Origin of the sequence: Bradyrhizobium erythrophlei, assembly GCF_042430365.1 — a bacterium.
Classification (GTDB): domain Bacteria; phylum Pseudomonadota; class Alphaproteobacteria; order Rhizobiales; family Xanthobacteraceae; genus Bradyrhizobium; species Bradyrhizobium erythrophlei.
In genome coordinates, this window is sequence record NZ_JBHMET010000239.1 from 1 (window position 1) to 17,850 (window position 17,850).

Annotated in this window: 13 protein-coding genes; 5 read left to right on the plus strand and 8 right to left on the minus strand. The window is 63.3% G+C overall.

Going from position 1 to position 17,850, the window contains the following annotated elements; genetic code table 11:
• Nucleotides 1-1,027: 1,027 nt before the first annotated feature.
• Entirely contained in the window at nucleotides 1,028-1,849 is an 822-nt protein-coding gene (locus tag ACFFWD_RS36420) for a DUF4886 domain-containing protein (RefSeq protein ID WP_376973916.1), read from the minus strand.
• A 143-nt stretch (nucleotides 1,850-1,992) separates the two neighbouring features.
• On the opposite strand from ACFFWD_RS36420, the gene ACFFWD_RS36425 reads away from it, so the two are divergent.
• The 5 genes from ACFFWD_RS36425 to ACFFWD_RS36445 all read left to right on the plus strand — a co-directional run bounded on the left by ACFFWD_RS36425 (nucleotide 1,993) and on the right by ACFFWD_RS36445 (nucleotide 10,548).
• Nucleotides 1,993-3,369, plus strand: coding sequence for a cytochrome P450 (locus ACFFWD_RS36425; RefSeq protein WP_376973918.1), 1,377 nt, complete (start codon nucleotides 1,993-1,995; stop codon nucleotides 3,367-3,369).
• 232 nt (nucleotides 3,370-3,601) lie between these two features.
• Nucleotides 3,602-4,564 (plus strand): sensor histidine kinase, encoded by a 963-nt coding sequence (locus ACFFWD_RS36430; RefSeq protein WP_376973920.1) that lies wholly within the window; start codon nucleotides 3,602-3,604, stop codon nucleotides 4,562-4,564.
• Between the two features lie 318 nt (nucleotides 4,565-4,882).
• On the plus strand, nucleotides 4,883-6,658 hold the full coding sequence (locus ACFFWD_RS36435) for a putative bifunctional diguanylate cyclase/phosphodiesterase (RefSeq protein WP_376973922.1): 1,776 nt from the start codon (nucleotides 4,883-4,885) through the stop codon (nucleotides 6,656-6,658).
• Between the two features lie 242 nt (nucleotides 6,659-6,900).
• Nucleotides 6,901-10,008, plus strand: coding sequence for an EAL domain-containing protein (locus tag ACFFWD_RS36440; protein ID WP_376973924.1), 3,108 nt, complete (start codon nucleotides 6,901-6,903; stop codon nucleotides 10,006-10,008).
• A 135-nt stretch (nucleotides 10,009-10,143) separates the two neighbouring features.
• On the plus strand, nucleotides 10,144-10,548 hold the full coding sequence (locus tag ACFFWD_RS36445) for a YccF domain-containing protein (RefSeq protein WP_376973926.1): 405 nt from the start codon (nucleotides 10,144-10,146) through the stop codon (nucleotides 10,546-10,548).
• Between the two features lie 70 nt (nucleotides 10,549-10,618).
• Here ACFFWD_RS36445 and ACFFWD_RS36450 read toward each other — a convergent pair whose 3' ends face one another.
• From ACFFWD_RS36450 to ACFFWD_RS36480, 7 genes are all read right to left on the minus strand, one after another.
• The gene (locus ACFFWD_RS36450) at nucleotides 10,619-10,801 is read right to left on the minus strand and encodes a hypothetical protein (protein WP_376973928.1); all 183 of its coding nucleotides are present in this window, start codon (nucleotides 10,799-10,801) and stop codon (nucleotides 10,619-10,621) included.
• A 145-nt stretch (nucleotides 10,802-10,946) separates the two neighbouring features.
• The gene (locus ACFFWD_RS36455; protein ID WP_376973930.1) at nucleotides 10,947-11,435 is read right to left on the minus strand and encodes a DUF2059 domain-containing protein; all 489 of its coding nucleotides are present in this window, start codon (nucleotides 11,433-11,435) and stop codon (nucleotides 10,947-10,949) included.
• Nucleotides 11,436-11,506: 71 nt separating this feature from the next.
• Nucleotides 11,507-12,691 (minus strand): OpgC domain-containing protein, encoded by a 1,185-nt coding sequence (locus ACFFWD_RS36460; protein WP_376973932.1) that lies wholly within the window; start codon nucleotides 12,689-12,691, stop codon nucleotides 11,507-11,509.
• Nucleotides 12,692-12,715: 24 nt separating this feature from the next.
• A complete protein-coding gene (locus ACFFWD_RS36465; RefSeq protein ID WP_376973934.1) occupies nucleotides 12,716-13,750 on the minus strand; it encodes a SphA family protein in 1,035 nt (344 codons plus the stop codon).
• Between the two features lie 29 nt (nucleotides 13,751-13,779).
• Nucleotides 13,780-15,582, minus strand: coding sequence for a sulfatase family protein (locus ACFFWD_RS36470; protein ID WP_376973936.1), 1,803 nt, complete (start codon nucleotides 15,580-15,582; stop codon nucleotides 13,780-13,782).
• A 105-nt stretch (nucleotides 15,583-15,687) separates the two neighbouring features.
• Nucleotides 15,688-16,050 carry a hypothetical protein gene (locus tag ACFFWD_RS36475; protein WP_376973938.1) on the minus strand — a complete coding sequence of 121 codons (363 nt, stop codon included), beginning with the start codon at nucleotides 16,048-16,050 and terminating at the stop codon, nucleotides 15,688-15,690.
• Between the two features lie 32 nt (nucleotides 16,051-16,082).
• Entirely contained in the window at nucleotides 16,083-17,789 is a 1,707-nt protein-coding gene (locus tag ACFFWD_RS36480; protein ID WP_376973940.1) for an adenylate/guanylate cyclase domain-containing protein, read from the minus strand.
• Between the last annotated feature and the right edge of the window lie 61 nt (nucleotides 17,790-17,850).

The window sequence follows — 17,850 nt, forward strand, 5'->3', positions numbered from 1 at the left end:
GGCAATCCAATCCTAACCTCTCTTGACCACCCGCCACCCCATAGGATCTGAGGCGCTCGCATCGCGAGCCTCGAAGGCTGCACGGCCACCAGCCGGGCCGTCGTGCTTCGAGACGGCCGCTTTGCGGCCTCCTCAGCATGACGGGGATGGAGTGGAGCGCGTGACACTTTTCCACCGTCATTGCGAGGAGCGTTAGCGACGAAGCAATCTATGCCTCCGCAGGTGGAGACATGGATTGCTTCGCTCCGCTCGCAATGACGCGTGGGGAGACTCCGATTCAATCGTCAAACAGCCTATTCGCAGTGCCATCACCCGCGCATGCGGGTGATCCAGTATTCCAGAGACATCAGCGCTTGAGCCGAGAGGCCGCGGCGTACTGGATGCCCCGCATGCGCGGGGCATGACGGAAGGAGGGTGTGCGTCCGCGTTCTCGCGACGTGAATCGTCCGAGGTTTGCCTGTCGTTTCACCCTCTCTTTCAAACAGAGGGCGCAGGGAAAGCCGGGTGCCGATCGCACCCATGGGTCCCGTGCAACAAAAAGCACGGGGGTAGGACCACAGGTGAAATTTCCTTCGTGCTCTCCCCGGCGAGACCTGGCTTGTTTGCCACCGTCTTCGCAGGACGTTTCGCGTCTTGCGAGGAGACACCAACCACTGGGGCGTCAGGACCACACGACTTCACCGTCCGCTATCGCACGCACTCGTCAGTTGCGCGTTCAGCGTCCACCGCATCTCGACCCAACACTCGTGACGATCGCGAAGCGCCCCTCAGGCGGGTGAGACGGACCAATCAATACACCGATTTTCACTACTGAAAAACCGAAATATTTTTCGCGAGAGCCCTTGCGCCGTCGGGCAAATCAGTGGCATGGGCCGCGAAGCCGTAGGATGGGTAGAGCGCAGCGAAACCCATCAATACCGCCGACAATGCGATGGGTTTCGCTTCGCTCCACCCATCCTACGGCTCTCTCGTCATTCCGGGCTCCCGAAGCACGAACCCGGAATCACGGGGAGGAGAATCGTCCGGCCTACTTGCCGTAATAATCCTGCACCGTCTCCCAGGCGACCTGCTGCAGGAATGTCGCGGTCGGTTCATCAAGGCCGGCGCGATAGGAATTGCCGACCGGCGATTTGCCCGACAGCGACGCGAACACCACGCAGGAGGCGAGATAGGTGCCGGCGACCGAGGGGTGGCGGCGATCGATGGCGTGCAGCACGAGTTCGGGCTGCCTCTCACGGGCGCGGGCAAAGGCAAGGCCGGCCGGGATCACCAGCGCGTCATTGTCATTGCCGGCGATGGTGTAGGCCTCCGCGAGCTGCGCCGTCATCTCCGGCTTGTCGGCATAGGCCCAGGACATGAAGAAGATCGGCCGCGCCCCGTGCTTGCGCACGATGTCGGCGTCCTTCTTGGCATACTCGGTGAACGCAGACTTCAGCTTCGGATGGATCGGGCACTGGCTGCAATCCATCATGATGGCGACGTCGAACAGCTTGTCGAGCTTGTTGAAGACGACATTGTTGTTGTCGTCGAAGGAGTACTTGCCGATCGCATCGGGGCGGAAATAGCTCTCGACATCGTGCCAGTCGAGGCCGGAGCCGCCGATCGTCACCGACGTACCGCGGTAGTCCTGCCTGCGCGCGGGATCGGCGGTGCGCAGCATCGCCAACACATGGCTGTGCATGCTGTTGTTGGAATAGAAGAAGCTGTTGCCGATAAAGATAGCGCTCTTCGGGTAATCCGGGCCGAGCGTCGTGACCTTCGGCCGGGTCTGCGCCTGCGCTGCGGCCGAACCGATGGCAATACAGCCCAGCGTGAGCGCAATCACAAATCTGCGGAATGTCGCCGACATGACCGTTTTCTCCCTCCGCACGCCGTGTTTTGGGGCTAATCTAGCACAGGCTGCGGCGTCGTGGCGCGAGCTTTGCACCACGGCGGCGAAGGGATATTTACTCCCCTCGGCTAAGCGACAGCATCCCAAATCGGAGACTGGCCATGTCGATGCAGAGTGTGGCGTCCACCGCCTACGCGTTCACGCCGCCTAAGCGCAATTCGCTCACCCACATCCCGGGCGACGAGGGCTGGCCGATCATCGGCAAGACGCTGGAGGTGCTCGCCGATCCCAAGGGGCATGTCGAGGTCAACTCAGCGAGATACGGCCTGTGCTATCGCAGCCATCTGTTCGGCGAGACCAGCATCGTGATGCTCGGGCCCGAGGCCAACGAGCTCGTGATGTTCGACCAGGCCAAGCAGTTCTCCTCCGAGCTTGGCTGGGGCCGCATCCTCGGCCTACTGTTTCCACGCGGCTTGATGCTGCGCGATTTCGAGGAGCATCGCCTGCACCGTCGTGCGCTCTCGGTCGCCTTCAAGAGCGAGCCGATGAAGTCCTACTTCACCGAGCTCGACAAGGGCATCGCCGAGCGCGTGGCGCAGTGGAAGGCAAAGCCCGGCGAGATGCTGATCTATCCGGCGATGAAGCAGCTCACGCTCGATCTCGCCGCGACGTCGTTCCTCGGCGCCAACATCGGGCCCGAGGTCGACGAGATCAACCGCGCCTTCGTCGACATGGTGGCGGCCGCCGTAGCGCCGATCCGGAAGCCCTTGCCGGGCACGCAGATGGCGCGCGGGGTGAAGGGCCGCAAGCGCATCATCGCCTATTTCGCCGAGCAGATTCCGATCCGGCGCGCCCGCGGCGGCGGCGACGATTTGTTCTCGCAGCTCTGCCACGCCACCCATGAGGACGGCGCGCTGCTCTCCGAGCAGGACATCATCGATCACATGAGCTTTCTGATGATGGCCGCGCACGACACGCTGACCTCGTCGCTGACCTCGTTCGTCGGCGAGCTTGCCGCGCATCCCGAATGGCAACAGAAGCTGCGCGATGAGGTCGCAGCGCTCGGGATTGCACCCGGTCAGCCGACCAGCCTCGATCACCTCAACGCCATGCCGCTGTCGGAGATGGCGTTCAAGGAGGCGCTGCGGCTGAAGCCGCCGGTGCCGTCGATGCCGCGCCGCGCGGTGCGCGACTTCTCCTTCAGAAGTTACAAGATTCCCGCCGGCACCATGGTCGGCGTCAATCCGTTGTTCACCCACCACATGCCGGAGATCTGGCCCGCCCCGGACACATTCGACCCGATGCGCTTCACCGATGAGGCACAGCGCGGCCGCCATCGCTTCGCCTGGGTGCCGTTCGGCGGCGGCGCGCATATGTGCCTCGGCCTGCATTTCGCCTACATGCAGGCGAAATGCTTTGCCCGCCACTTCGTGCAGAACCTCGACGTGTCGCTGCCGCCGGGCTACCGGCCAGAGTGGCAGATGTGGCCGATCCCGAAGCCACGCGACGGGCTGAGGGTGGTGGTGAAGCCGGTGTAGGCCTTCGCTTCACCTCTCCCGCTTGCCATGCGGCGTCCAGCCGTTCCATGCCGTTCGCCCCAACTCCCAAGCATGGCCGGGAATATTCCCCGCCCCGTCCTGACAACGCAAGCATAGGCGCGAGAACCGAGGGCTTGCGTTGGGGTCCGCATGTGGCAAGAAGGACACAACTGCGGACTTTCGGTCGCAGCGGCCATATTTTGGGTCGGCTGATCACGTGAAGTAACAGCGGATGAGGAAGCTGATCGACGAATTCAGGCAGGGTTGGCAGGGAGTTTCCCAGCCTTCAGTGCAGCTTGCGACCTGCTTCGCGCTGGTCTGTCTCGCTTTGGCCACAGCGGCGCGCTTCGGGCTCGCCCAGCTCAGGCCGGATGTGTTCTTTACGCCGTATTTCCCGGCAGTGTTCTTCGCCACCGCGTTTGGCGGCTACCGGATCGGGATCGCCACTGCGCTCGCGAGCGGCGCGCTCGGCGTCGCCATCAGCTTCTCCGATGCAACCGTCGATCCGGCCCGCTTTGCCCTCTTGATCATCTTCTGGGTGGTCTGCGGCATCGCGATCTGGGGTGTCGAGCACTACCGCACCATCGTCGCGCAGCAGCGCGAGGTCTCGAAACGCCTGATCGAGGAGGAGCAGTACCGCAGGCTGGTGGTCGACGAATTGCAGCACCGGCTCAAGAACAAATCCTCGACCATCCATGCCGTGCTGCACCAGGCGCTGCAGGACCGCCCCGACGTCTGGGACCGGATCGACCACCGCATCCGCGCGCTGTCGGCAACCGACGATCTGATCGCGCGGGTCGACGGCTATGGCTGCGATATCAGGGATTTGCTGCGCTCCGAGCTCGGGCCTTACGGCCATGTCCGGTTCAGCCTCAATGGCGAGCAGCTCTTCCTGCCGGCCAAGCTCGCCGTCTCGCTCGGCCTGATCTTCCACGAGCTCGCCACCAATGCCGGCAAATACGGCGCGTTCTCCTCGCCGCGCGGTCTGCTGCAGGTATCGTGGACCGTGGATGACGGCCGCCTCAACGTGACCTGGGACGAAACCGAGGGGCCGGCGGTCGAAACCATCGGCGACGCCGGCTTCGGCACCAAGCTCCTGCGGTCGGCGCTGCGGCCGTTCGATGGCAAGACCGAGATCAGCTACCTGAAGACTGGCGTCCACTGCACGATGCAGTGCCGGCTTCCCGCGGGCTAGGCCCTCCGAGACTAGCTCGAATCGGCGACCGCGCAGACGGTGCGCTCCCTCCCCCGCAAGCGAGAGAGGCGAAGCGAGCCTGCGGACCGGCCGATTCAACCAAAGATCATCGCGCCATCGAGCCTGCATCCCGCTTCACCTCCGAAGACCAAAACGCGCGAGCCGCAATGGCTTTCGCAAGCGGCGCTGCCGCGCATTGATACTCTGTTAATGACGATTGCCGCGGCGCCTTGCGAAACCAGGCTGCGGCTAGTTTTGTCACGGCTGTTCACAGGCTCGCTTAACCAAAACTACAACGGACTTTGCGAAGCTCTATCCATGCATAGTTTCACCAAACACGATTTTCAGACCAGCGTGCGAATGCCCGATAATCCAAGCAATTTCAGCGACGAATTGCGCGTTTTGCGCGACCTGCTCCGCCTGCTGCCCTCCGGCGTGACCGTCCAGGACGAGCACGGCGAATTGCTTCTGGTTAACGACGCCGCCGCGGCGCAGCTGCAGCTCGCCGCCAATGCCGGCCAGCCGTCGCAGGCCGACGACCGCCACGAGACGTGTCTCGAATTGCTACGCAGCGGTCGCCCGGTGGTGCTCGAGGAAGCCTTCACCAGCGGCGCATCGAAGCACGTGTTCCTCACCTCGCACCGACCGGTGCAGATCGCAGGCCGCAGCCTCGTGATCTCGGCCTCGACCGACATCAGCGAGCAGAAGGCATTCGAGGACCAGCTGTTCCGCTCCGCCTATTACGACGAACTGACCAGCCTGCCGACGCGCCGCGTGATCGAACATCGCGTCAACAGCCTGATCGGCCGCGACGGCACGCAAAACCAGTTCGCACTCGCCTTCCTCGACGTCGACAACTTCAAGCACATCAACGACTATTACGGCCACGCGATCGGCGATGCGCTGCTGGTCGAGCTGTCGAAGCGGCTCGGGCTCGCCTTGCGCGAGACCGACATCCTGTCCCGCATCTCCGGCGACGAATTCCTGCTGCTGCTCAGCCCGATCCGCAGCGAGCGCGAGGTCGCCGATTTCATCAACGTCATGCAGGAGCGGCTGAAGGCGCCGTTCTTCATCGACCAATCCGAGATCTTCGCCTCCACCTCGATCGGCGTCAGCCTCCACCCCGACCACGGAGCGAGCTACGAGGCGCTGCGGCAAAATGCCGATATCGCGATGTACCGCGTCAAGAACCTCGGCAAGGGCTCGGCCGCGTTCTTCGACGCCAGCATGGAGCGCGAGGCGTTGGCGCGCATGAAGATCGAGCAGTCGCTGCGGCTCGCGATCCTGGAAAAGCGCTTCTGCTGCGCGTTTCAGGCCAAGGTCGACATCCGCACGCTGGAGGTCAAGGGCATCGAGGCGCTGGTGCGGCTGCGCGACGACGAGGGCGTGATCCAGGCCCCCGGCACCTTCATCGACCTCGCCGTCGAGCTCGGGCTGATCGACGAACTGACGCATCTGGTGCTGGCGGAGATCGTCAAGTCGATCGACCTGATCAACGACACGTTCGGCCCAACGGCAACCATCAGCATCAACGTCGCGGCCAAGCAGGCCGGCAATCTCGAGTTCATGCGCTCGTTCGCGCGGGCGCTCGGGGAAACCGGCTTCCCCAAACGCTTCATGATCGAGGTGACCGAGGACGCCTTCGTCACCAAAACGCATTTCCAGGACCAGATCCTACCGGTGCTGCGCAAGATCGGCGTCGGCATCTCGATCGACGATTTCGGCATCGGCTATTCGTCGCTGTCGGCGCTCGCCGACATCACCGCCGACGAGATCAAGATCGACCGCTCCTTCATCGTCGACATCCACAAGCGGCCGCGCAGCCAGGGCATCCTGCGCGCGATCGAATCCTTAAGCGAGGCGCTCGGCATGACCGTGATCGCCGAGGGTATCGAATCCTACGAGGAGCTCGCCTACCTGCAGGCCGCAACCAAGATCCGCTACGCGCAGGGCTACTATTTCGCCAAGCCGATCTTCCTCGAGGATCTGAAACCCGCCACGCCGCTCGCGAGCGAGGCGCGCGCCAGCATGGCCGCCCGCCCCTCACAGGAATCCCGCGTCGTCTATTCGCGCGCCAGCGGCTATCGGCGGTAAAGATAACGGCGCCTCGAAGGATGAAGCCACCGAACCGAGAATTTTGCTCTCCCTTTTCGATGCGGATGTTCGTCGCCTTTGTTGGCCGCGCGAGTTAGTCGGCGACTGCGCGGATGCAACGGGATACCGCCGCTGCGATCGACACGCGCGAGCCACGGCATTCCGATTAAGCGTTGAGTAACCGGATTTCCTAACGGCTTGTGGGATTTCTGCAGCGTATGCATTCCTTCGGGGAAGAAGGCATGCATGGAACGATGCAGGGACTGACCAATGTCCCGTCTGGACGTGGTGCGAGCTGGCGGCGGATCGCGGCGACGATCCGCGGGCCGGCGCTGTGGCTAACCGCATGCGGCGCGCTGCTCGTGGTCGCGATCTTCGTCGGCACAAGCATGATGGCCGGCGAATTCCGCGAGCGCGCGCTCGCCAACAGCGAGCGCGAGCTGGCGAACACGGTGCTGCTGCTGACCCGCCATTTCGACCAGCAATTCGAGGATTCCGACACGATCGCCTCGAACATGCTCAGCAAGCTGCAGATCTCCGAGATCGCGACGCCGGAGGCGTTCAAGGCCAGGATGGCGACGCCGGACACCTACCAGACGCTGAAGGCCAGGGGCGTCTCGTTCCTCGGCAAGATCACGCTGTACGATTCCGACGGCAAGGTCATCACCTGGTCGGGCGATCTGCCGCCGCCGGCCAAGCTCGACATCTCGCAGCGCGAGTACTTCAAGACCTTCAAGTCCGACCCGGACGCGGCGCCGGTGCGCATCGAAACCCTGTCGAGCCTGCTCGCCGGCGGCCTCAGCACCATCATCGCCCATCGCCTGAATGCACCGGACAGCACTTTCCTCGGCGTGATGACCCGGCACATCGATCCCTTGAACTACGAGAAGTTCTTTGCCTCCGTCGCGCCCGGCACCAGCGCGGCGATCGCCATGTTCCACACCGACGGCACCCTGCTCGCGCGCTATCCGCATGTCGACGAGATGATCGGCCAGCAGTTCGGCAACGCGCCGCTGCTCGACCTCGTGAGGCGCGAAGGCGGCCAGCACACGCTGCGCATCACGAGCCCGATCGACGACACGGCGCGGCTCGGCTCGGCGGCAAAGCTCAGCTATTTTCCCGCCGTCATCGTCGCCACCAACACGGTGGAGGCCGCGCTCGCCGACTGGCGGGCGCAGACCCGCTTCCTGCTCGCCGCCGCAACGCTGGCGGCCGCGATCGTCGCGCTGGTGCTGTTCGTCATCATCAGGCAGATCGCCCGGCAGAACCACAAGGCGCAGAAACGACTGGAAGCGGAGCGGCAGCGGCTCGACACCGCGCTCAACAACATGATCCAGGGGCTCGTGCTGTACGACGGCTCCGCGCGGATGGTGGTCTGCAACCAGCGCTATCTCGACATGCTCGGGCTGTCGGCCGACACCATCAAGCCCGGTTGCCGGTTCGAGGACATCATGCGCCAGCGCAAGGCGAACGGATCGTTCGACGACGACGTCGATCAGTTCTGCGCGATGGTGCGGACCCATGTCGCGAACGGAAAGACGCTGGAAGTGTTCACCTCCTCGCTCGACGGGCGCTGCCTCTCGATCGTCAACCAGCCGCTCGCCCATGGCGGCTGGGTCGCCACCATCGAGGACATCACCGAACGGCGCAACCTGGAGCAGGAGCGCGACCGCAACTACACCTTCCTGCGCGAGATCATCGACCATATCCCGTCGCAGATCACGGTGAAGGACGCTCGCACGCGGCAATATCTCCTGGTCAACCGAATTGCCGAGGACGTGTTCGGGGAGGCGGGCAAGACGATCGTCGGCAAGACCGCCTTCGACATTCTCCCGACGTCGGATGCCGAAATCGTCACCCGCGACGATGACCGTCTGCTGCAGTCGCCCGACGAGCTGTTCGTGGACGAGCAGGCCTGGAAGAAGCGGCGGGCCGACGGCCACCGCTACATCATCTCGAAGCGCATCGGCATCCGCGACAAGGCCGGCACGCCGCACTACATCATCAACGTCATCGACGACGTCACCGAGCAGCGCCGCGCCAACGAGAAGATCGCGCATCTCGCCCATTACGACGCGCTCACCGACCTGCCGAACCGCGTGCTGTTCCGGGAGCAGATCGAGCGCGAGCTGGAGAAGGCGCAGGCGGGCGAGCAATTCGCGCTGCTCTATATCGATATCGACGAGTTCAAGGGCATCAACGACTCGCTCGGCCATCACGTCGGCGACGAGCTGCTCAAGACAGTCGCCGGGCGCATCAAGGCCTGCCTCGGCGAAAACGACCTGATCGCGCGGCTCGGCGGCGACGAGTTCGCGGTGATCCAGACCGCGATCGGCGGCGTTGCCGACGTCGAGGCCTTCGTCGCCAGCGTCCATCGCGCGATCCGCCAGCCCTGCGATTGCCTCGGCTACCATCTGTCGACCGACGCCAGCATCGGCGTCGCGCTGGCGCCGCAGGACGGCACCGAACTCGACCAGTTGATCCGCAATGCCGACATCGCGATGTACAGCGCCAAGGCCGAAGGCCGCCGCACCTACCGCTTCTTCGAGACGGCGATGGGCGCCACGGCCCGCTCGCGGCTGATGATGGAGCAGGACCTGCGCCAGGCGATGATCGACGGCGGTTTCGAAATCCACTATCAGCCGCTGCTCGGCCTGCATTCCAACGAGGTGACGGCTTGCGAGGCGCTGTTGCGCTGGCGCCATGCCGCGCGCGGCATGGTGTCGCCGGCCGAGTTCATTCCGGTGGCCGAGGACACCGGCCTGATCGGCGAGCTCGGCGAGTGGGTGCTGCGGACCGCCTGCATGGAAGCGGCGAACTGGCCTGATCATGTCAGGCTCGCGGTCAACGTCTCGCCAGTCCAGTTCAAGAACATGACGCTGGCGCTGAAGGTCACGAGCGCGCTTGCCGCCTCGGGGCTGAAGCCGAGCCGGCTCGAGCTCGAGATCACCGAGGCCGTGCTGATCGGCGACGACGAGGTGGCGCTGTCGATCCTGCATCAACTCCGCGCCATCGGCGTCCGGATCGCGCTCGACGATTTCGGCACCGGCTATTCCTCGCTGAGCTATCTGAAGCGCTTCCCGTTCGACAAGATCAAGATCGACCGCTCCTTCGTCAGCGATATCGCCGTCGACGGCTCGGCGACCATCGTGCAGTCGGTGGTGAACATCGCATCGTCGCGCAACATGACCACGACCGCCGAGGGCGTCGAGACCGAGCAACAGCGCGACCTGTTGCGCGAGCTCGGCTGCACCGAGATGCAGGGCTATCTGTTCAGCGCGCCGAAACCCGCCGCCGAATTGCGGCTGCTGCTCGGGGCCCGTGACAAAAAGGCGCGCGCGCACGCGTAGCTGCTTGTTCCGAGGCGCTTTTGTCACGCGACGCCGGTCGGGGTCTCGCACCGGAATGCCGTGAGCCGACCTACCGCTATTGCGGGCGCGGGCCTATATAAAGGCCGGTCTCCCGCGACGCGAAGGTGACATCGCATGCAGCCTGTCTCCATCCTCCTGAACATCCTCTGGATTCTCATCGGCGGCGCATGGATGGCGTTCGGCTGGCTGGTCGCCGCCGTGATCATGGCTATCACCATCATCGGCCTGCCCTGGGCGCGCGCGGCCTTCAACATCGCGGTCTACACACTGCTGCCGTTCGGCTCACGCGCAGTGCGCCGCGACGAAGTCACCGGCTATTCGGATATCGGCACCGGGCCGCTCGGGGTGATCGGCAACCTGATCTGGTTCATCCTGGCCGGCTGGTGGCTTGCGATCGGCCACGTCATCACCGCGATCCTGCTCGCGGTGACCATCATCGGCATCCCCTTCGCCTGGGCCCATCTCAAGCTCGCCGGCATCGCGCTGTGGCCGATCGGCAAGGTGATCGTGCCGGCGTGACGGCGGCGCTGCGTGTGGCGGGGTTCTGCTCGGCCTGCCGCTCCGCAGATCAGCCACGCTCGCACGCTGACTATCGGGAGCCGCGACGCAACCCCGCCAGCAGCGCGCATAGCACCAGGACGATCAGGATCGCCCACCAGGCTTGATTGAGCTTGGCCAGGATGCCGGTCAGCAGGATCGCGAGGATCAATGCCAGTACGCCCAGATCCCATCGCTGGGTCGAACCGTCACTGAATTTTCGCCAGCGCCTCATGCGAGCGAACCGTGAATGGCCTAAGCGCGATGAGATTTGGATGAATCGTCATCGCGCTTTAGGTCTTTGTTTGAGCATGATCTTCGCGCAAACGCTTCGCGTTTGTCGCGAGGGAAAACCGCTACACGCCTTTCCGGATCATGCTCTAGAGCTTGTGGCCCCGCTGTCGTAACGCTTCCGTCAGGCGTCGGCGCAGCTCGTCGGTCGCCTTGCGGCTGACGTCCTGGCCGATCTGATTGGTCTGCTGCGCAAGCGCCGACGATCTTTCCAGCAGCTTCTGCCCGACCGGAAGACGGTAGAAGCTGTCCATTTGGCGCAGCTCCTCGGCCGTGAAATTGCTGGCGTAGACGGTGGCTGCGCCTTCGAGCATCTCGTTATAGAACGGCACATAGACGTCCGCGATCACGGCGCTCATGGCGTCATAGTCGCGTTCGATTTCCGGCCTGTCCTGCGCCACGATCGGCCGGAGACCAAGCACGATGGCGGGCAACAGCGCCCTGTATTGATCCGAAAGCTTCATCGTGGTCACCAGGCCGCGGGCGGCGCTCACGGCCTCCGGCGAAGGCGTCTGCGCCGCCGTGGTCACGGTCAAACAAACGAGAATGCCGCCGATCATCGACAAATATCTGGACATGCAGCTCTCCCGAAACAGGTTATGCAGCGCCGAAGGACGTCGGCTGCCCAGGTGAGGACGGCCGCCGCTCCTTAGGCCTTGGCTTCCAATGCGGGCTCGACTTCTTCCGGCTCCACCACCTGGACGAACAGATCAGGCACTTCGGCGGAACGATCCAATAGCCAGCCGACGCCGACCATGATGGCGATGCCGGCGAAACTGACCGCAAGCTGCTCCCAAACCCCCCTGGTGTATTGGATCAGGATCCAATGCGCGGCGAACGAGAGAAAGACGCTGAGGCAGAAGATCGGCAGCGAGTGCCGGCCGCAGAGAATCGCCGGGTGGAGCCATCTTGACGTCAGCGGCTTCCAGTTGTGGGTAACGTAATACGAGACGATCGTCGCCAGCGCAAAGAAGTGAGTGAGGCGCAGCATGTCGAGGTCGGTCTTGTCGATGGGATAGATCAGCTTGATCATCCATTTCGGGATCAGCGATTCGATGAAGCTGACATGCCAGCTCATGACGATCACGAATGCGAACGCCAGCCACGCAACGGCGATCGCCATCCCGAGCCTCGACCATACCAGCCGCTCGATCTGCGCGATCTGCCCTGAGCCGCACCATGCGGCAAAGACAAAGAGCAGCTGCCAGCAGAACGGATTGAAATACCAGGTCGTGCCCGGTGGATAGGATGCGATGTTCCAATCGAACCAGCGCGACAGAATATAAAGCACCACGGAGGCCAGCAGAGTGAGGTTGGGACGTCGCACGAGACACCACACCATGAACGGCGCCGCGGCCACCAGAACGATATAGAGCGGCAGCACGTCGAGATTGACCGGCTTGTATCGTAGCGTGAGGGCCTGTCCGATCAGGATGTCGGGATGCTGAAGAAAGTTGAAGACGTTGAACTCGTTCTCATACATCGGATTGTCAAACCGCCGCGCGGTACGGGCGATCTGCGCGGTGAATATCAGGAACAGCAAAATGTGCGCGACGTACATCTCGGCTGCCCGTTTCCACAGGCGCTTGAGCGCTGCAAGGAAGAGGCCGTCGCGGATGATCGGCACGTAGATGAAGCCGACGAGGTAGCCGGATATGAAAACAAAGAACTCGGCGGCATCGCTAAATCCATAATTGCGCAATGTCAGCCAGGCCACGATGTCGTGCGGAATGTGATCGAGAAAGATCATCCAAAGCCCGATGCCACGAAAGAAATCGAGCCGCACGTCACGTTCGACCGGGCTATAGAACCCTGTCGAAATCCGATTGGTCATGGCGCCCTCCTTTCCAGGGCTTCACTACCGCGCCGGTGGCGGGTTGGAGATCGCAAAGGTCAACCAGGTGTTCCAACCCTTGGCGCGATTCTCGGCGTCGAATTCCCAATAACCCTTTGCGTTGAGAACACCCTGCATCGTTCCGACCGGAAACACATAGCCGATCTGGGGACCGATGGCTTCGACGCGCGACCTGAATGCTCCGAGCTTGGCGCCCGATCCGCTGTCGCCGGTCACCTGCTCGTAGGCATATCCGACCGCGCCGATGAACAGCTGCTTTGATACGAACTGCGAGGCTGCCCAATCCAGGTGAAAGTCGATGCCGTTCTGATAGTCGGTGGCAGTATTCTTGAAATTGTAGGTGAAGCCGGCAACCGCCGAAAATTCCGTTCCGGTCTTTGGATTGAAGTAGGTGTAGCCGCCGCCGCCGTCGATTGCGCCGTGGCCGATGCCAAGATTGATGATGCGCGTGCGGTCGTAAGCACCGACCGGCGCGTCGCCACTCACATAGACCATCCAATTGTTCACCCCCTGATTCCATTTCAGCGTGGCCATCGGGTACAGATCTCCCACGCCGGTCACGGAGTCGTTGATCGAGTCGGAGCGGATCAGCGTGAACGGCGGGACTGTTGCCGTCAGCGTTCCGTTCAGGCCAGCATTGGCGTGGCCGAAAACGCTCGTGAAGCCGATCGACGCCTGACCGCCCAGCACCGGGGTCGCGAATGTGTAGGTCGGCGCCAGGAAGAAAAGATCGCCGTTGGCGTTCAGACTGGCCGACAGGCTGGCCGTGGCGGTCGGGGTGAACCTGCCGATCTCGACCTCGCGTGCGGCGGCGACGTTGGGACCCGCACTGACCGAGGTGTGATAATAGACGACCGCGGCCGACCATCCCGGCGCTGTCGGCACGGCCGACATCGATCCGAATGTGCCGGGAAGCCAGTAGCTGACTCCGGCCTCATCGGCCCAGGCGGGCACGCCCGCAAGTACAAAGGCTCCCGTCACCAGCGACAATCCGGTTCGTCTGAACTGCGCTGCCAGTCCCGTCCCGCCACCTGTCATCAGCTTCCCCCGTGCTGTGATCGCTCCACCTAGAGATCGACGCGATCGATGGTCCACTCGATGCGCGGAAGATTGGGCATTTCGCGCCCGTCGTCTACACCGATCTCCGCCTTGATCATGCGTTCCAGCTTGTCGCTCATCGAGGCGATCAGTTCACCGTTGGCTGCCTTGTCGGCCGCCAGGTTCTTCATTTCGACGGGATCGTCCTTGAGATCGAACAGCTCGACATCGTTGTGCTTGTACAGATCGGCAAGGTCGGCCGGACGATTGCGCTCTCCCGGCGCGAAATAGCGCGTGAACTTGTAACTTCCGTCGAACGTCGAGCGCAGGCTGCCGCGCTTCTTCAAGTCAGGCTTATAGCCTTTCTTGAGAATGGCCACGGCCGGATTCTTGCCCGCGGCACGCGCTTCGGAGACGACCTGCCACAGGGTGGCATCGTTGGCGCCTAATCCGCTGTAGGTGAAGAGGATTGCTTCGCGCAGGGCATGAACATCGGCGGCGCCGGGATTAGTCAGCACCTTTGTCATATCCTTCCCGGGCAGCGAGCGGCCGGCGACTTCGCCCGATTTTTCCGGCGGGGCCCCTGCAATCGACAGCAACGTCGGCACCACATCAATGTGCCCCGTCAAGGCCCGGCAATCCTGCCCACCCTTCACATCAGGATGGACCGTGTAAAATGGCAGATGTGCCGTTTCCTCATAGGCGAACGGACCCTTGCCATGCAATCCGTGCGCGCCCGCCATTTCGCCGTGGTCCGAGGTGAAGCAGATCACGGTGTTGTCTGATAGCCCGAGCGCATCGAGCTCCTGCAGGATGCGATCGACCTGCGAATCGACCGACCGGATGCAATTGACGTAGTAGTCGTTGAAGCGCCGCCAGCGCTCCTCCTCGGGCGGGATGTGCCCGAGCACATAGTCCCACACCTTCAAGAACTCGCCGTGAGCTTTCGGGCGGCCCGGCGCGTCAAACGGCTCGGTAATATTGCTCGGAAGGGCGACGTCCCAGGAGGCCTTGAACAGCTGGTGTTCAGGCGCCCGTGCCGCATGCTTGATCAAATTGCCGCTGTCCTGAACGCTCTGCCCGGGACGATCGGTGTTGAAGTACATCACGTCATGCGGGTTGACCAGGCTCACGAACAAGGCCCAGGGCTTGTTGTCGTCGGTGAGAGGACGTCCGTTGCGCCGCAACCAGGTGATCGCGCTGCTTGCGATCAAGGGGTCGAACTGGTAGCCGCCCAGCGTATGGCCGATGATGTCGCCGGGCGAGAAGTAGTCGGAGAAGCCATACTCGTCCATTTCCTTGGTGAACAGGCGATCCGGCTCTTCGCTGTCGAACTTGCGGTTGAGGTGCCATTTGCCCTTGTAGGCAGCGTAGTAGCCCGCCTTGCGCAGCATGTGCCCGATGGTCGGAATCTTGGTCGACAGATTCCTGACCCACGGGACATCGCAATTCTCGAACATGCGGTTGTCGGGCGTTTGCAGGCCGGTCAGGAGAACGGCGCGCGAGGATGTGCACATCACCGCCGGGCAATAATGGTTGTGAAACGTCACGCCCGTCTTCTGCAGGCGCTCATGGGCAGGGAGAGACAGGCCCTTCGGCCAGTTGGTCTGATAGCGCTCCTGGTCGGTGAAGATGAAGAGAATGTTCGGCTTGCCGCCGCCGGCCCGCTTGCGGCGCGAATCGGCCGCATCGGCCGCCGGCTCGGCTTGCGCCGCAACACGCTGCAGACCCATGTCGAATGTCACCCCGCCAATACCGGCGGCCGTCGCCGTGGTCAGCGCGAGAAATGCTCGCCGGGAGCTGCCTCCTGCACCCTTGCTGCTACCATGCATCTGGCACCTCCGAACAAGGCGTGACATGCCATTTCGCCCTATGGAACCAACAGCGGGGCGGGCTGGCTACTCAAATTGCGCAAGCAGACGGCTCTAACGGAGCCCTCAAGGGGCCCCTCCGCCCTCCGGCCTGTCCGTGTCCTCTCCCAGCCAGAGCAGGGCCCGATCCAGGTCGCGCCGGGAATACAAGCCGACGCGGCAATTCCTGGTTCTGAGAAACGCGGCAAACCATGCCGCCTGTCGGTTGCACTTTCGGGGATGCAGGATAGCGGCGCGCTCGAGGAATTCCGTGTCCGTCAGCAAGGACTGCAGCTCCAGCCCCGTTGGCGGTCGGAAATTCCAGGACTCGACGCCCGACCAGTCGAACAGCACGTTCGAGATTCCGCCTATGCCATATTCGGCAGCCGGAGCGTGCGCCGAAGCGAGGAAGTCCGCCATCTCGACGTGACCTTGCAAATGCACGATCAATCGATGCTCGCGTGACACGCCCACCTCGCCCGCTATTTCTCGAGATGATGCCAGACGCCGTTCCAGTCTGCCGCAGGCGGCGTCGCACGCAGCAGGGCGATCCGGCCAAGGAACAATTGCGTCGGCCCATCGTTCGGCGCACAGCGCTGGCAGCTTTCGAACTGCGCCTGCGCATTGTCCCAATCCTGCCTGCGATAGGACGCGAGCGCCTCCGCGAACGTCGCTCGAAGCTCGCTTTGCGAGCTATCGAGTTCGCCCGCGAGCGCCATCAACTCATAGATCCGGACCGGCTCCGTCTTGCCCGACACGATGATCTGATCGACCTCGCGCGCCTCGATCGTCGCTTCCGCGGGGCGATAGGTTTCCTCCGTGATCAGGATCAGCGTGCCGTAGACCTTGTTGATGCTCTCGAGGCGCGAGGCCAGGTTCACGGTATCGCCGATCACCGTGTACGAGCGCGCCGACTCCGAGCCGATGGTCCCGACCACGGCCTCTCCCGTGGCAATGCCCATCCGGATCACGATGTCGGGCGTATTGCGTCTGATCCCGGTGATCTCGGGCAAATGCGCCCGAAGCGCCGCAATCGCCTGCTGCTGCGCCAGGGCCGCGCGGCACGCATCGCTTGCATGATCGTCGCCGGTCGAGAACGGCGGGACCCAGAACGCCATGACGGCATCGCCGATATATTTGTCGATGATGCCGCGATGCCCATGAATGACGTCGGCGACGGCGCCGAAATAGTTGTTCAGGAGGTGGACCACCGCGCTCGCGGTCAGCTGCTCGCTGATGCCGGTGAACTGCTTGATGTCGGAGAAGAAGACGGTCAGGCTGCGCCGCTCGGCCTGATCGGCGCCGCTGGCAATCAGCCGGCTCACCAGCCGGGGATCGACGAACTTGCCGAACGTATCCTTAAGGCGATCGCGCTCGCGCAGTTCCTCGAGCATCCGGTTGAATGCAAGCGCAAGCTCGCCGACCTCGTCGCGGCTGCGGATCGCGACCGGCACCACATCTGCTCCAGTTTCGATGGCCTTGGTGCTGGCAACGAGCTGGCGCAGGCTGGACACTACGCGCGTCGACCCGACCGCGCTGACCCCGAGGCCGATGCCGCAGGCCAGGATGAACAGGCCGAAACTCAAATAGGTGTCCAACTTCTGTCGCGCGAGAACAGCGCGCGTCGAGCGGCTGGTCAGGTCGGAAAGTTGGTGACGGACCTCGGAGAGGTCCGAGCCGAACGCCTGCGCGAACTTGCGGAAGCTGAGCGATGCGAGCTGCGCATCATCGCGACGGCCAGCGGCGAGCGCCGCAAGCGTCGCCTCGCCGACCGCAATGAACTCCTCGAGGGAGCGGCTCAGATACTGCAGCACACCGGTGATCCGCGCCAGATCGACGCGGTCCTCGGTCTCGTAGCCGGGATCCCGGATCGCCTTCTCTAGAATCGCGCGCCCCGTCGCCACCGTGTTACGCAGTTCGTCGGCCAGCGCCTTTGCGGCGGCGGTCGCCGCCGCCCGGTCCGCCGGATCGCTTCGATCCGACCGCAGCTCGCGCAGGATTTCCAGCTCGTATCTGTCGGTATAGACATCGAAGTCGCCGACAAGTTGCTGCAATGGCAACTCGTATTCGCTGATATTGCCGAGCTGGTCGCGATCGAGCTTCTGGACAAAGGCGAGAACGCCGACGACGGCGCCGAACAATCCGAGCAGAATGCCGGCAAGCAGGAAGAATTTCTTGCGGATCGTCATTGCCGGCCCCTACCCCACAAGAGTTGGAGAACGAACGCCGTCCTGGCGGCATGCCGCCGGT